The organism is Bradyrhizobium sp. B117 (assembly GCF_038969555.1).
Taxonomy (GTDB): domain Bacteria; phylum Pseudomonadota; class Alphaproteobacteria; order Rhizobiales; family Xanthobacteraceae; genus Bradyrhizobium.
The window spans coordinates 1,531,169-1,545,577 of record NZ_CP152414.1 but is presented as its reverse complement, the minus strand read 5'-3'; the positions used below and the strand labels follow the sequence as shown (position 1 = coordinate 1,545,577).

The window sequence follows — 14,409 nt, the reverse complement described above, 5'->3', positions numbered from 1 at the left end:
GGTCCAGTCCGCGTCCGTGTGTCGATCGCATGTCAGATTGCGATCTTTGGATTAAGAATTCGCAGCCACCTTGCGTTCCGTATCTGGCGATATTCGGACCGGTCCGGCGGCAAATCTCTCATATACGACGGCCCGGAAAGGCGGAAGATGGCCCGGGGCCGGGGCTGATCCGGGGCTGGGGAATCACTGCGGCAGAATGTCCGGCTAATGGGTCCGGCGCCCGATCAGCCGGGTCATTGCGGCGCCGAACAGGCCGAATAGCGCAAAGACCATGAGCGGCAACGCGCGCACTGCGGCCTGCGCGGCCGGCTCATGCTGCATGATCAGCAGCACGGCGAACACGGTGAGGCTGAGGAGCGCGCAGATGAGCGCGGCGGCAAGACCCAGCTTGCGCAAAACGGCAGCAAAGTCGGTGGCGGTCATGACCAGAACCGGGGCGAAGATGAACGGACCTACGCTAGGCCAGCCGGAGACGGCAGGATGTGACGGTCATCACACAGAGCTGTGTCACATGGCTGCCAGGCAGCCGGGGTGCGGGCGGATCGGCACGCGAACGGATGTCCGCCCTGTGAGCGTCAGACTTCGAGCCACTCTTGCCGCACCGCGGCGTTGGCTTTGAGCTCGTCGGGCGTGCCCTCGAACACGACGCGGCCGTGGCCCATGATGTAGACGCGCTTCGAAATCCGCATCGCGATCGACAGCTTCTGCTCGACAAGCAGGATCGCGACACCGGCCTCCGCGATACGCGCGATGAGATCGCCGACCTGCTGCACGATCAGCGGCGCGAGGCCTTCGGTCGGCTCGTCGATCATGATGAGATCCGGATCGCCCATCAGCGTGCGGCAGGTCGTGAGCATCTGCTTCTCGCCGCCCGACAGCACGCCCGCGGCCGTGTCGGCACGCGCGGCGAGATTGGGAAACATGTCGAGCATGTCCTGCAGCCGCCACTTGCCGGGACGGCGCGTGTCCTTGACCCCGAGCAACAAGTTCTGGCGAACCGTCAGGCTCGGAAAGATATCGCGATGCTCAGGCACATAGCCGAGGCCGAGCCGCGCGATCTTGTAGCTGGGAAGCCCTGCGATGTCCTTGCCCTTGAAGCGGATCGTGCCCTGCGGCGCGACCTCGCCCATGATCGCCTTGACCGTGGTGGAGCGGCCGACGCCGTTGCGGCCGAGCAGGCTCACGACCTCGCCGGCGGCGACGTCGAGATCGACACCCTGGAGGATGTGGCTCTTGCCGTAATAGGCGTGGAGATCCCTGACCTCGAGCATCAGTGCGCTTCCTCGCCGAGATAGGCTTCCTTGACCTTCGGGTCGCGCCGGATCTCTTCCGGTGTACCCGAGGCGATGATGTGGCCGTAGACCAGCACCGAGATGCGATCGGCCAGACCAAACACGACGCTCATGTCGTGCTCGACGATGACGAGGGTCTTGCCTTCGGTCAGCCGGCGGATCAGCGACACCGCGCGATCGGTTTCGGCATGGCTCATGCCGGCGGTCGGCTCGTCCAGCATGACGACCGTGGCGCCGCTCGCGATGGTGATGCCGATCTCGAGCTCGCGCTGCTCGGCGTAGGTGAGCAGCCCAGCCGGAACGTCGCGCCGATGCGTCAGATGGATGTCATCCAGGATCTGCGCGGTGCGCTCGCGCACCTCTGGCAGGTGGTCGACGTTCTTCCAGAACGCGTAGCGATGCCCCGTCGCCCACAGCACGGCGCAGCGGACGTTCTCCCAGACCGACATCCGGGCAAATACGTTGGTCACCTGGAACGAGCGCGACAGGCCGCGCCGGTTGATCTCGAAGGGCCTCAGGCCCGAGATCAGGTCGCCATTCAGCATCACCTCGCCCGAGGTCGGCTTGATGTGCCCGCTGATCAGGTTGAACGTCGTGGACTTGCCGGCGCCATTCGGGCCGATGATGGCGTGACGCTCACCTTGGGCGACGCTGAGATTGAGGTCGCGGATGATGCCGACATTGCCGAAGCGCTTTTCGACGGCGCGGACTTCGATCGCTACGGTCATGCCAAATACCCCCGGTCGCGGGCGACCGTGGCAGCCCTGTCCCACGCATCCGCGATCCGCCGCCAGGTCAGCCGCGCGACGAAGGCGCCGCCGATCACGAGAACCGCGGCAGCGACCCAGGTCACCGGCGATGTCGGCCTGAAGCCGATCCCGAACAGGTTGATGACGTCCCCGCCCGAATAGCGCGCGATGGTCTCGATCGTGAGAATGACGCCGCAGGCGAGCGCCACGGTCGGCACAACGGCGACGAGATAGGACGGGATCACCGTCCACAGCGTTCCGGCGCGAACCAGCGGCCGGTGCATCATCACGAGGCCCGCGATACCGCCCGGCGAGAACATCACGATGCCGATGAAGATGATGCCGAAATAGAGCTGCCACACGCTGGTGACACTGGTCAGTCCGAGCTGCAGATAAGTCACCAGGATCGCGCCGAGGATCGGGCCGAAGAAATAGGCAGTGCCGCCGATGAAGGTGGAGAACAGCACGAGGCCGGACTGGATCGCGCCGAGATAGGCGGAGTTGGCGATCTCGAAATTGATCGCGGCAAGCCCGCCCGCAACACCGGCAAAGAATCCGGCAAAGCAGAAGGCGAGATAGCGGACGACGTGGGGATCGTAGCCAATGAACTGGACGCGCTCCGGATTGTCGCGGACGGCATTGCTGATCCGCCCTAGCGGCGTCCGGGTCAGCGCGTACATCGCGATCGCCGACAGCACGAGCCAGAACGCGATGAGGTAGTAGACCTGAAGCTGCGGCCCGAACGACCAGCCGAACATTTTTGGCAGCGCGGTGCGGTCCGTGGTGATGCCGGACTCGCCGCCGAACACGGAGCGCAGGATCAGCGAGGACGACGCCACCAGCTCGCCGATGCCGAGCGAGATCATCGCGAACACGGTGCCGGCGCGTTTGGTCATCACCCAGCCGATGATGATCGCAAAGACCAGGCCGCCGAGCCCGCCGAACAACGGAATGAACGGCAGCGGGATCGGCCAGCCGTGCGAGACCACGGCATTCATCATGTGGCAGGCGGCAAAACCGCCGAGGCCGTAATGCACGGCATGGCCGAATGACAAGAGGCCGGTCTGGCCGAGCAGGATGTTGTAGGACAGCGCGAACACGATCGCGATGCCGATCAGGCTGAACGACGTCAGCGAGCCGCCGGAGGAGAAGACCATCGGCAGCACGATCAGTGCGGCAATGCCGATCAGCCAGACGCCGTAGAAGCGCATTCCGTCGCCGGCGGGCTTGTCTGCAATCTTGGATGTCGACGTATTCGTGGTGGTCATGACTCGCGCGTCCCCATCAGGCCCATGGGGCGTACGATCAGAATGATCACCAGCAGAAGATAAGGCACGATCGGCGCGACCTGGGCGATCGTGACGTTCCAGACGTCGGTGAGGACGGACGGCCCCGCCGACGGATCGAGCGGACCGAACGCGCTGGCGAGCGAGCCGTTCAGCGCCACTGCAAAGGTCTGCACCAGGCCGATGACCAGTGAAGCGATAAAGGCGCCGGGCAAGGAGCCGAGGCCACCGAACACGATGACCACGAACAGGATCGGCCCTAACGCTGCGGCCATGTCGGACTGCGTCACCAGGGCCGGTCCCGCGATGACGCCCGCAAGGCCGGCGAGCGCGCTGCCGACGCCGAACACCACCATGAACACGCGGCCGACATTGTGGCCGAGATGCCCGACCATGTGCGGATGCGTCAGCGCCGCCTGCACGATCAGGCCGACGCGGGTGCGCTTGAGCACGATCAGCAGCGCGACGAAGATCACGACCGACACGGCCAGCATGAAGATCTTATAGGCGGGGTAGTTGGTCGAGAACACCGTGAAGGCCGGGAAGTCGAGCAGCGTCGGCACGCGATAATCGACCGGGCTCTTGCCCCAGATCATCGACACGATCTCTTCGATCGCGAACGCGAGACCGAAGGTCAGCAGCAGCTCCGCGACATGGCCGTGCTTGTGGGTGTTGCGCAGGCCGTAACGCTCCACGGCCATGCCAATGGCGCCGACCAGCAGCGGCGCCAGCACCAGCGCCGGCCAGAAGCCGGTCCACTTGGTGAGCTGGAAGCCGAAGAAGGCGCCGAGCATGTAGAAGCTGGCATGGGCGAAATTGAGCACCCCCATCATGCTGAAGATGACGGTGAGCCCGCTCGACAACAGGAAGAGCAGCATGCCGAACAGCACGCCGTTCAGGGTCGAAATGACAATGAGTTCAAGCACAGCGCACTCATGGATATCCGGGGCCTGATGGCCCCGGTGAACATCGACCAATCAAACACAGTCCTGCTGCCGTCAACCCGCGGCCCATGATGACCGCCGGGCAACGACAAGCTCAGTGATTACGGCCGCGCCATCTTGCAGGTCGTGGAGACCATCGCCTGCGGCGTGTCGATCTTCGACACCAGATGCCAGCCCCAACCGGTGCTCTCCTCGTCGAATGGCTCGCTCTCGGTCAGCTTGCCGAAGGAAGAGATGTAGATCGGCTGCAAGAACTGGTGGTCGTCCTTGCGCATGACGCCCTGGCCACCGTCGAGGACCTCGAACTTCAGGTCCTCCAGCGCCGCTGCGACCTTCACGGGGTCGATCGAATTGGCCTTCTCGGCCGCCGCCTTGAACATGCGCATCTCGTTGACTGCGCGCGGATACCACAGCGACAGATTGACCTTGGCGCGGAACGCCTTCTCGTAGTCCATCGCAGCCTTGTTGCCGGAATTCGCAAAACCTTCGGTGATCTGGAACACCTGATGATCCAGACCGGTCTGCTTGACGGCAGTGGGGCCGCCGGCGCCGCCGGCATAATAGGTGTACCAGTTGACCTTCAGACCGGCATCAGCCGCGGCCTTGAGCAGCAGCGCAAAATCCTGCCCCCAATTGCCGGTGACGACGCTATCGGCGCCGGAAGCCTTGATCTTGGCGATGTAGGGCGAGAAATCCGTGACCTTCAGCAGCGGATGCAGCTCGTCACCGACGATCTGGATGTCGGGCCGCTTCGCACCCAGCATCTTGCGCGCATCGGTGCGCACGGACTGGCCGAACGAATAGTCCTGGTTGATCAGGTACACCTTTTTGATCGACGGCGCGTCCTTCATGTAGTTGGTGAGCGCTTCCATCTTGATGTCGGAGCTCGCATCCCAGCGGAAATGCCAATAGCTGCACTTCTCGTTGGTCAGGCTCGGATCGACGGCGGCGTAGTTGAAGTACAGGACCTCCTTGCCGGGATTGCGCGAGTTGTTCTTGGTGACGAAGTCCGAGAGCGCCGCGGCGACGGACGAGCCGTTGCCTTGCGTGATGTAACGCACCCCGGCGTCGATCGCTTTCTGGGCCTGCACCAGGCTCTCCTGCGGATTGGTCTTGTTGTCGAGCGGGATGATCTCGATCTTCTTGCCGAGGATGCCGCCCTTGGCGTTGAGCTCGTCGGCGAGATACTGGAAGGTCTTCAAACCACCCTCGCCGACGCTGGCGCCGCCGCCGGAGAGCGGATCGATATAGCCGATCTTGATGGTGTCCTCAGCCGACGCTGGTTGACCGAGCATCGGGGCGATCACGGCAATGGCCAAAGTGAGCTTGCGCATTGTTTGTTTCCTCGCTGGCTATCGACTTTAGTCGATGGGCTTTTTGCGCATGTTGCAGCGCATTTTCTAAACCCTAATGAGCAGAACGAACTTTGCTTTTCAAGCGCTAACGACATGGCTCGGGCCGCCGCTATGAAATGTGGTGCGGCTGGCCCGGCTCGTCCGCAGCATTCCGTGACAAGGAATAGAACGCAAGGGGAAACTCGCATGCGGCGGACGGCGGTACCGCGGAAGATGCTCGCCACCTAGAGCCGGTCGATCGGATCCGTGCTGTCCGTCACATCCGTCCCTGTCGCCAGAATGGAGCAGGCAACCGCCGCGAACGGCGCGACCAAGCCGAGCGTCCAGGCTCTGAGCCCTCCATAGGCAATCGCCAATGCCAGGCTCGATGCGACGAGCGCGCTGAACCCGGCGATGACCGCACGCTCCCAGGCGCGCGCATCCTTCAGCGCGCCGTCAATGACGGCGCAAAGAAGAAATGGCGGCAGTTCGACGAGATAGATCGCAGGCTGCGGCCACCACCACCTCTCGGCATGTCTCACAAGCAAATAGAGGCCGAGATACGTTGCTGCGGGACCGAGCAGACCGAAGATCGCAATCCGGATCACATATCGCCGCATGCGTCAGACCTGCCTCCGGGTGTGATGCGCCCGGCTAGACGCCCAGCGCTTTCCGGTTGAACGTGCGCGCGAAGCGCAGCGACAGCGTCCGGACACTGGCGACGTTCAGCAGCCAGGCCGTCGCGGCATAGGCAAGGCCGCCGGTAAGACTGACGATGATGAGCGACACGAGACCAGTGCCGCCGGCTTGCGATCGCGCGACCAGGATTGCAGCCGCCATCACGGCGGCGGAAGCGGCAACGCCGGCGAGGCGGTTGAGATCGAACGGGACCGGATGGGCGCGGTGCATCAGCACGACGGCGACCAGGAAGCCGATGGCTTCGGTCGCGAGCGTCGCCAGCGCCGCACCGTAAAGGCCGTAGCCGGCGACCAGGACGAACATCAGCAGCACGCTCAGAACGAGCGTGAGGAAGGACTGCGCCGCCAGCATGAACGGCCGCTCGGCGAGCTGAAAGCTGATCTGGACATAGAACTGGTTGGCGATGCCGAAGAAGCGCGCGAGCACGAGGGTCGGCAGCAGCGCCGACACACCGGCGCGGAAGTCGACGCCCACGAGCGTGCCGGCGACCTGGTCGGCCGCGAGCGCAAGCCAGACCGCGACCGGCGCGACGACGACGAGCAGCAGCTCGAGGCTTTCGGTCAGCCGCTCCCGCGTCGTCTCCTTGTTGTTCTCGGACAGTGACCGGAACACCAACGGCACGGTCGCCGCGGCGACGCTGGAAGCGATCATGACCATGAACTGGCGCGGCAGATCGGCGGCGACACCGAAGATGCCAGCCGCGTCCTTGCCGAGCAGATAAGCCACAATGAGCCGGTCGCAGGCCGAATAGACCGCGACGGACAGTCCGGCCAGCGTCAGCGGCAGGCCGTAGCGCGCCAGCTGCATGAACTGGCTGCGCTGAAAGCGCGCGATCTTGCTGCGGTCGCCGACGAGGTTGAGAATGATGCCGGTGAGCGAGCCGAGGCCAAAGGCCGCAAGCAGGCCGAGGCCGCCCCAACCGAGCCAGATGCCGACGAGGCCGAAGCCGACGCTGGAGATGCTGCGCACGATCGAGATCGCGGCGAACCGATAGGGACGCAGCTTGGCACGCTCGAACTCCTGGCCGACGTCGACTGCATTGGCCATGATCGCGACGAACATGCTGGCGAGCAGCAGCTCGGCGCTGAGATCGCTGCCGAACAGGAACACCAGCGGCGCGGTGGCGCAGAGCACCGCCGCCGTCAGTGCGAAGGCAACCATCGCCGTGCCGCGGAAATCCACCTCCGCCGACATCGCCTGATAGCGCGACACCGACAGCTTGATCCAGGCGAAGAAGATCGCGCCCAAGATGCCGGCAAGGCTGATGCCAACGACATAGACGCCGTACTCCGCGGGCGTCAGCAGCCGCGTGTAGGCCGTGACGGCGAAGAAGCCCACCGCCGCGGGCAGGATATAGGCGACGAGATAGATCGAGAAATGGCGGTTCAGCATGCGGGACCGTTGCGATGATGACGGCCGTCAATCAATGGGCCTTAACGGGATCTTGGCGGGGCGAACGAACCGCGCCGCAGCATCGCGCAAGAGTGTCACATAAGTCTGCAGACCGGGCGGCGAATGAGGTTTTGACGCCGCTTTCGCCCGTTAGCGTTAAATTTGCCCTTTCGCCGAAGCGATTTTCGCGACCGCGAGGCGAAAGCCCTGATCCAGACTGGAACAACGCCACAAAGGTTAACCCAACAACGGAAAAGCCCGGCGTCGCAACGTGCCGCTTGGTACGATGGCGCGTTGGTTCCGAAAGGACGGCCGTGACCAGGCTCGACAGACGCGAATTTCTCCTCGGCAGCGCCGCAACGCTTGCGGCGGGCGCATCGGCGTCGGCCGCGCCTACGTCGAAGTTCGCCCAGCGCCGTCCCGGCTATGGCGCAGCCGCGACACTGTGGGACCTGCAAGCCGATCCGCGGCTCGGTGAAGCCATCAGCACCTATTGCACCCAGGTGGTGCCGGTGCTCGAGCTGAAATGGCCGATGCTGCGGCCGGATGCCCATACATTCGCGTTCGAACGCGCCGACGCCATCTATGAATTCGCGCAGAAGAACGATCTGACGATGCGCGGCCACGCGCTCGCCTGGTATCACGACATTCCGGACTGGACCAAGCAGATCAAGGACGCCAAAGGCGTCGAGCGCGCCTATGTCGATCACATCGGCACCGTCGTGTCCTATTACAAGGACAAGTTGACGTCGTGGGACGTCGTCAACGAGCCGATCCCGGACAATCCCCGCAGTGTGAAGGACCGGCGCGACACGTTCTGGACGCAGCATCTCGGCGAGCGCTGGATCCCTCTGGCCTTCCGCACGGCGGCCGCGGCCGATCCCTTCGTCAAGCTCGCGATCAACGAATATGACATAGAATCGGCGAAGGATTCGTTCATCGCCAAGCGCGCGGCGTATCGCAACCTGATCATGGACCTGCTCGACCAGGGCGTTCCGCTGCACGCGGTGGGTCTGCAATCGCATCTGCATGCCGAGCTCGAGATCGACACGCATGGCCTCGCCGAGTTCGTCACCGAGCTGCGCTCGTGGGGGCTCGAGGCGTACGTCACCGAGCTCGACGTCGACGATCAGAAGCTGGCCGGCAGTCCGGCGGAGCGCGATGCCATCGTCGCCAAACGCGTCGATGATCTCCTGACGGCGATCTCGACCAGCGGCCCGGTGCGCTCGATCCTAACCTGGGGCATCTCCGACCGCTACAGCTGGATCAACGGCACCTTCGCCCGCAAGGACAAGCAGCCGAACCGGCCCCTGCCGCTCGACGGCGAGTTCAAGCCAAAACCGTTCATGGACGTGATCAGCAAGTTCACGAAGGACGTTTGAGGGTCTTCGGCACTTCGAATTCCGCCGCATCGCCGATGTGATCCGGCGACAGACTCGGGCCGCGGCGGTCGCGCGAGCTGAAGCGGAACACGTCGCGGATGTCGTCGATCGAGGTCGACGAATAGGACTGGATGCACAGCGCGACCTGCTCCGGCGAAGCGGCCCGCATCATCGCTTCGATCGCGGCGCGGTCGAGGCGGGTGTCGTCCCAATGCGAGACGGCGATGCTGTCCTCCGTGACCCGATGCCTCGCCAGATGTTCCGGCGAGTTCGCGACGAAGTTTCCGTAAAGCAGGTATTCGGAGAACTTCTTCTTCCGGCACAGCGCCAGCGCCCAACTCAGGCCAGTCGCCGACTTGATGGCCGCGGTCATCGCCCGCGCGCTGTCCTTGTCCCAGACCAGCGCATTGCCGACATAGTCGTCCGCGGGGAAGGACCGGTCCTTGATACCGAGGAGCTGGTCGACGGTACGCAGCCACAGCACATGCAAGGGGTGACCAGCGTCGATCCCCTTGCGCGTGACGAACAGCGGCGTCTTCTCACCGCCGGCATACTGGCCGACGTCGAATTCGCGGAAGAACAGATTGTCCGAGTCCAGGATGCAGACGCGCTGCTCAGGCGCGTTGAGGACGCCGGCGATCTTCAGGATCTGCTGGATGTGCCAGCCGTGCACGGGCGACGACAGCAGCGACAGCCAGACCCTGCGGCTGCTGATGAACTGAAGCGCCGGCGGCAGCGCGAACAGCCATTTCGGCAAGTAACGCGAGGCCGGAACGATGACGCGCTTGTCGGACGCGAACCGTTCGAACAGCGGCACATCCTCATCGTTAACGAGAACATAATGCCGCGTGTATCCCGTCAGCCAGGTGTCGATGCTCTCGCTGAGCAGCGAAAAGCGTTCGATATCCTTGGCATAGCTGGCAGTCAGCAGTGCAACGGAATGCATGGAGCGCGCCCGAATGGCCATCGAGCCGCAGTCATACAAGCGAGGCGAGACATTGGAAACTTGGATTCGCAATCAAGGTAAAATGAAACGAATCGTTAGCCATCCGACGGCAGCCCTTGCTCTATCCCGCGAAAGCGCAGTGGGGCCAGGGCAGAGGCGCGCTGCCACCAGTCTGCGACGCGGTCGTCGAGCGCAGTCACGCCTCGGCCCTGGCCGGGAAAGATCCGGATCTGCTGCACCGCCTCGGCTTCGAAGCCTTTGCCCTTGCGCGTGATCTTGAGGGCGGCGCCTTCGCGGTCGCGCTGGGTCAACGGCACCAAAAGGCGTCCGCGCGGGCGGAGCGACTTCAGCCAGAGCGGATGCGGATGCGAGAAGCCGGCGTGGACGATGATCACGTCGGCCGGCTCGCCAATGTCGCGGCAGCCGTCGCCGTGGACGACCGCGACATTATCATAGGCGCGGAGATAGGTCGCGGCCCGCGCCGCGAGCCGCTCGTCGCATTCGATCGCATGCACCCTGCCCTTTGGGCCGACGATCTTCGACAGCACCGCCGAGAAATAGCCAAGCCCGCAGCCGATCTGCACGACACGGTCCTTCTCCTTGACGTCGAGCAAATCGACGAAATGCGCCCACAGGCTGGGCAGCCCGGTGTCGAGCTTGCGGCGCGCGTCGATCGCGACCAGCACATTGTCATAGAGATGAACCGGATCGGCATCTGGCGTCAGCCGGTAGCTGCGCGCCGCCTCGCTCTTGATACGCCAAGGGCCTCTGGCGAGAAAATCCTCGCGCGGGACGGCAGCCAGCGCTTCGAGCAAGCGCGGTGAGGAAATCCGCTCGCGCTTGGCAATCATCGCGACGTAACGCGCACGCGCGGCGGCAAGGTCACTCATCGCACGGGATCAGCCGGTTCGCGCACGGATACTTCCGCACCGAGCTCGTTGACGAGTTGCATCGCCTGCTTCAGGTCCGGCGTGTAAAAGCCCTCGCTGAACTTGCCGACGATCGGCACGAGCAGGAGGCTTGCGTGCTCGCGCTTGCCGGCCTCGTGCGACAGGCGTGCGAGGCTGACGGCGGTGCGGAGCTCCCAGGACAGCGCGCCCTGCTTGCGCGCGGTCTCCAGCGACAGCGCGAACAGATCCTCGGCCTCCTGCACCGAGGCCGGGTCGCGGTCGAGCAGCGTGATCTCGCCTTGCAGGCGATAGACCTCGGCGAGGTAGGAGTGATCGCCGGTCCGCCGCGCGGTCGCGAGAGCGCCGTCAAGCGCGCGCAAGGCGGCATCGCGCATCCCGACCTTGGCATAGGCTTCCGCCAGCAGGCAGCGGAACCAGCAGCCGGCGAGCCAGGAATCCATCGCCTCGTATTCGTCGAGGCCGAAGCGCATCTGGCTGATGCCTTCGTCGGCCTCACCAAGCTGCGCCAGCGCCCAGCCGCGCAGGATCGCGGCCTGCTGCTTCCAGTGCAGGAAATTGTGCTCGGTGGCGATGATCATGGCGCGGTTGGCGTAGTCGCGCGTGCCCTCGATGTCGCGCAGATGCTGGCAGAGATAGGCGCCGAACACGAGCGCGAAGGCGAGCGAGAAGGGATGGCGGATCTTCTCCGCATGCAGGATCGCCTGCTCGCTGTGCTGGCGCGCCGCGTCGGGCCGGCCGAGGAACCACAGGAGATAGCCGAGATAGGACAGCGAGACGACGCCGGGATCGGTGCCGTGCCGCTCCATCAGATCGGAGTGCAGGTCGGGGCTGTAGAGGTTGATGCAGCGGTGCAGATGATGCTGGGACGCGGCAAAGCGGCCGCGATAGAGCATGGTCATCGCGATCGAGCGGTGCGCCTCGATCAGATAGCCGGTCTGCTGCGCCGGGTGGGTCCGGTCGTTGAGCCGCTCGCGCTTGGCGAACTTCAACAGCTCGACGCTGAGATCGTGCGCGCGGGTGAGGTCGGCGCGGATGAAATGGCACACCCAGAGGCCACGCGTGGCGGCGAAGGTCTTTTCCTCGTCGTCGAGCTGCTGACCGAGCTCGAGCGCGCGGGTGTAGTTCTCCTCGACCTCCTGCACCGCATAGCCCTTGGCCGCGATCAGCGCGTTACCGAGCGCGATGCGCAGCTCGAGCTCGATCTCGTCGGCGCCCTGCATGCGCGCATTGGCCTGCACGACGCTCAAGCCCCGGCGTAGATGGCCGATCGCCTCCAGATTGGCCCCGCTCTTGGCCGCCTGCTTGCCGGCCTTGAGCCAGAAGCTGGCGGCGCCCTCGCTCTGGCCTGATTCGGTCAGGTGATGGGCGAGCAGCTCCGGCTCGCGCTCGGTCTTCTCCGGATACATTTCCCCCAGCACCTGGGCGATGCGGGAATGCAGCTTGCGACGCTCGCTGTGCAAGAGGCTCGCATGCGCGGCGTTCTGGATCATCACGTGCTTGAAGGAGTAGAGCGCATCGGGCGGATGGCCGCGGCGCATGATCAGCCCCGCCTCCTCCAGATGATTGAGCGCAGCCTCGATCTGCTCGGCCGGCGTGTTGGCAACCGCGTGTAGCGTCTCGTAGGAGAACTCGCGGCCGATGGTGGCGCCAATCTGCGCGATCCGCTTGAACGGACCCATCCGGTCCAGCCGCGCCATCAGCGAGTCGGTCAGCGTCGCCGGAATCGCAAGCTGCCGCCACGGGCCCGACAGCACGTAGCGTCCGTGCCGTTCGGTCAACAGGTTGGATTCGAGAACGGTCTTGGTCAGCTCCTCCAGGAACAGCGGCACGCCGTCGGTCTTGACGATGATCTCCTCGACGACCTCCTTGGGAAGCTCCCTGCCGGCGACGCGCTCGACCAGCGTCGTGCGGAGCTGCCGGCTCAGGCGGTTCAGCACCAGCGTCGTGATGTGCGAATGCGCGTTCCAGCTCGGCTGGAATTCGGATCTCGCGGTGATGATGACGAGGATCGGCCGGTTCTGCGCCCGGTCGACCAGAAGGTCGATCACCTCGCGGGAGGTCGGATCGATCCAGTGCAGATCCTCGAACGCGATCACCAGCGGCATCTCGCGCGCAAGCCCGAGGAAATGATTGACCAGCGCCGCGACGGTCGCGTCCTTCTGCTGTTGCGGCGACAGGTCGAGCGGCGGATAGCGATCGCCGGTCGGTATCGACAGCAGCGCGGCGAACAGCGGCGTGACCTGCTCGATCTCGCCATGCGCGGCGGCGACCGCGGTCTCCAGGCTCGCCAGCGACATCGCGGACGGATCCTCGCGGTCGAGGCCGAGCGAGAATTTGAGCTGCTCGGCGAACGGATAGAACGCGGTCGAGGTGTAATAGGGCGAGCACTGGAACGAGACCTGGCCATGGCGGTCGCCCGAGATCCGCTCGAAGATCTCCTGGATGATGCGCGACTTGCCGATGCCGGGCTCGCCGAACTTGACCACGACCTGGCCGTCGCCGTCCTTGGCCTGCTGCCAGCGGCCCATCAACAGCGCGATCTCCTCCTCGCGGTTGACGAGCGGCGTCAGCCGTCCGCCCATGGCGGCGGCAAAGCGGGTCTCCACCCGCGAGGCACGCACCACGTGCCAGGCCTGCACCTTCTCCGAGATGCCCTTGAGGACATGGACGCCGAGATTGCGGTAGTCGAATTTCCCCTTCAGCAGCGACTGGGTCGAGGAGGAAATCACGACGCCATTGGGCGGCGCCAGGGCTTGCAGGCGCGCGGCGAGATTGACGGTCTCTCCGACCGCGGAGTCGCGCTCCTCGGTGCCCTGTCCGACGAGGTCGCCGACCACGACGAGGCCGGTTGCGATGCCGATGCGGACGGCGGGCGAGTGGCTGAGCGCCCCGCGCGGCTCGATCGCACGGGCGGTCGAAAGCACGCGCACGATCTCGAGCCCGGCACGCACCGCGCGCTCGGCATCGTCCTCATGCGCGGTCGGATAGCCGAAATAGACCAGAATGCCGTCGCCGACGAAACGGGCGGCGAAACCTTCGTAATGCTTCACCACGCGGACGCAGGTCTCGCGAAAGCTCGCGATCATGTCGCGCACGTCTTCCGGATCGAACTGCACCGACAGCGAGGTGGAATCCACCATGTCGCAGAACATGGTGGTGAGCTGACGCCGTTCGGCGCCGACTTCCGTCCGGGTTTGCGGGCGCGGCGCTGGCGCCGGCGTCTCCGCGGTTTCCGCCTTGAACAGCGCGGCCATCGCCCGCTGGAGCCGCTTGCGATCGCCGAGCGGCAAGCCGAGCTCGACCAGATCGGATTCGGTCAGGTCCGCCATGACGTCGAGATCGAGGCGGTGTTGTGCGAAGAGATCGCTGTAATGGCCGAGACCGATATCCTCAAGCCAGCGCTTCAGCCCGCTTCCCGTTCCCGTGTCCGGTTCGTTCTCCAGCATGGTGATTCTGCCCGACCATCACTCCGTC

General features: G+C 64.7%; 12 protein-coding genes. 1 reads left to right on the top strand and 11 read right to left on the bottom strand.

What is annotated here, in order from left to right; all coding sequences use genetic code 11:
* Positions 1-204: 204 nt before the first annotated feature.
* From AAFG16_RS07485 to AAFG16_RS07450, 8 genes are all read right to left on the bottom strand, one after another.
* Positions 205-423: a hypothetical protein gene (locus tag AAFG16_RS07485; protein ID WP_283084230.1), complete on the bottom strand. Its 219-nt coding sequence runs from the start codon at positions 421-423 to the stop codon at positions 205-207.
* Positions 424-575: 152 nt separating this feature from the next.
* Positions 576-1,271 (bottom strand): ABC transporter ATP-binding protein, encoded by a 696-nt coding sequence (locus AAFG16_RS07480; RefSeq protein WP_283084229.1) that lies wholly within the window; start codon positions 1,269-1,271, stop codon positions 576-578.
* Complete coding sequence (locus AAFG16_RS07475; protein ID WP_283084228.1) at positions 1,271-2,020, bottom strand: ABC transporter ATP-binding protein; 750 nt, start codon at positions 2,018-2,020, stop codon at positions 1,271-1,273. Before AAFG16_RS07475 ends, AAFG16_RS07480 begins: the two co-directional genes overlap by 1 nt.
* The gene (locus tag AAFG16_RS07470) at positions 2,017-3,309 is read right to left on the bottom strand and encodes a branched-chain amino acid ABC transporter permease (RefSeq protein WP_283084227.1); all 1,293 of its coding nucleotides are present in this window, start codon (positions 3,307-3,309) and stop codon (positions 2,017-2,019) included. Before AAFG16_RS07470 ends, AAFG16_RS07475 begins: the two co-directional genes overlap by 4 nt.
* Positions 3,306-4,253, bottom strand: a complete 948-nt coding sequence (locus tag AAFG16_RS07465; protein ID WP_342738390.1) for a branched-chain amino acid ABC transporter permease — start codon at positions 4,251-4,253, stop codon at positions 3,306-3,308. Before AAFG16_RS07465 ends, AAFG16_RS07470 begins: the two co-directional genes overlap by 4 nt.
* A gap of 119 nt (positions 4,254-4,372) precedes the next feature.
* Positions 4,373-5,605, bottom strand: a complete 1,233-nt coding sequence (locus AAFG16_RS07460; protein ID WP_342738388.1) for a branched-chain amino acid ABC transporter substrate-binding protein — start codon at positions 5,603-5,605, stop codon at positions 4,373-4,375.
* A 245-nt stretch (positions 5,606-5,850) separates the two neighbouring features.
* Positions 5,851-6,225 (bottom strand): hypothetical protein, encoded by a 375-nt coding sequence (locus AAFG16_RS07455; RefSeq protein WP_342738386.1) that lies wholly within the window; start codon positions 6,223-6,225, stop codon positions 5,851-5,853.
* A gap of 34 nt (positions 6,226-6,259) precedes the next feature.
* Positions 6,260-7,696, bottom strand: coding sequence for an oligosaccharide flippase family protein (locus AAFG16_RS07450; RefSeq protein WP_342738384.1), 1,437 nt, complete (start codon positions 7,694-7,696; stop codon positions 6,260-6,262).
* A 314-nt stretch (positions 7,697-8,010) separates the two neighbouring features.
* On the opposite strand from AAFG16_RS07450, the gene AAFG16_RS07445 reads away from it, so the two are divergent.
* A complete protein-coding gene (locus AAFG16_RS07445) occupies positions 8,011-9,078 on the top strand; it encodes an endo-1,4-beta-xylanase (protein WP_342738382.1) in 1,068 nt (355 codons plus the stop codon).
* On the opposite strand, the gene AAFG16_RS07440 is transcribed toward AAFG16_RS07445, so the two are convergent.
* From AAFG16_RS07440 to AAFG16_RS07430, 3 genes are all read right to left on the bottom strand, one after another.
* Complete coding sequence (locus AAFG16_RS07440) at positions 9,062-10,024, bottom strand: DUF6492 family protein (RefSeq protein WP_342738380.1); 963 nt, start codon at positions 10,022-10,024, stop codon at positions 9,062-9,064. The two genes, AAFG16_RS07445 and AAFG16_RS07440, sit on opposite strands and share 17 nt — an antisense overlap.
* Before the next feature lie 95 nt (positions 10,025-10,119).
* Positions 10,120-10,914, bottom strand: coding sequence for an rRNA adenine N-6-methyltransferase family protein (locus AAFG16_RS07435; RefSeq protein WP_342738378.1), 795 nt, complete (start codon positions 10,912-10,914; stop codon positions 10,120-10,122).
* Positions 10,911-14,381: an AAA family ATPase gene (locus tag AAFG16_RS07430; protein ID WP_342738376.1), complete on the bottom strand. Its 3,471-nt coding sequence runs from the start codon at positions 14,379-14,381 to the stop codon at positions 10,911-10,913. Before AAFG16_RS07430 ends, AAFG16_RS07435 begins: the two co-directional genes overlap by 4 nt.
* Between the last annotated feature and the right edge of the window lie 28 nt (positions 14,382-14,409).

Bases quoted from the DNA above. Each gene is read 5' to 3' on its own strand.
- AAFG16_RS07485 (WP_283084230.1), bottom strand. From the start codon at position 423: ATGACCGCCACCGACTTTGCTGCCGTTTTGCGCAAGCTGGGTCTTGCC.
- AAFG16_RS07480 (WP_283084229.1), bottom strand. From the start codon at position 1,271: ATGCTCGAGGTCAGGGATCTCCACGCCTATTACGGCAAGAGCCACATC.
- AAFG16_RS07475 (WP_283084228.1), bottom strand. From the start codon at position 2,020: ATGACCGTAGCGATCGAAGTCCGCGCCGTCGAAAAGCGCTTCGGCAAT.
- AAFG16_RS07470 (WP_283084227.1), bottom strand. From the start codon at position 3,309: ATGACCACCACGAATACGTCGACATCCAAGATTGCAGACAAGCCCGCC.
- AAFG16_RS07460 (WP_342738388.1), bottom strand. From the start codon at position 5,605: ATGCGCAAGCTCACTTTGGCCATTGCCGTGATCGCCCCGATGCTCGGT.
- AAFG16_RS07455 (WP_342738386.1), bottom strand. From the start codon at position 6,225: ATGCGGCGATATGTGATCCGGATTGCGATCTTCGGTCTGCTCGGTCCC.
- AAFG16_RS07450 (WP_342738384.1), bottom strand. From the start codon at position 7,696: ATGCTGAACCGCCATTTCTCGATCTATCTCGTCGCCTATATCCTGCCC.
- AAFG16_RS07440 (WP_342738380.1), bottom strand. From the start codon at position 10,024: ATGCATTCCGTTGCACTGCTGACTGCCAGCTATGCCAAGGATATCGAA.
- AAFG16_RS07435 (WP_342738378.1), bottom strand. From the start codon at position 10,914: ATGAGTGACCTTGCCGCCGCGCGTGCGCGTTACGTCGCGATGATTGCC.
- AAFG16_RS07430 (WP_342738376.1), bottom strand. From the start codon at position 14,381: ATGCTGGAGAACGAACCGGACACGGGAACGGGAAGCGGGCTGAAGCGC.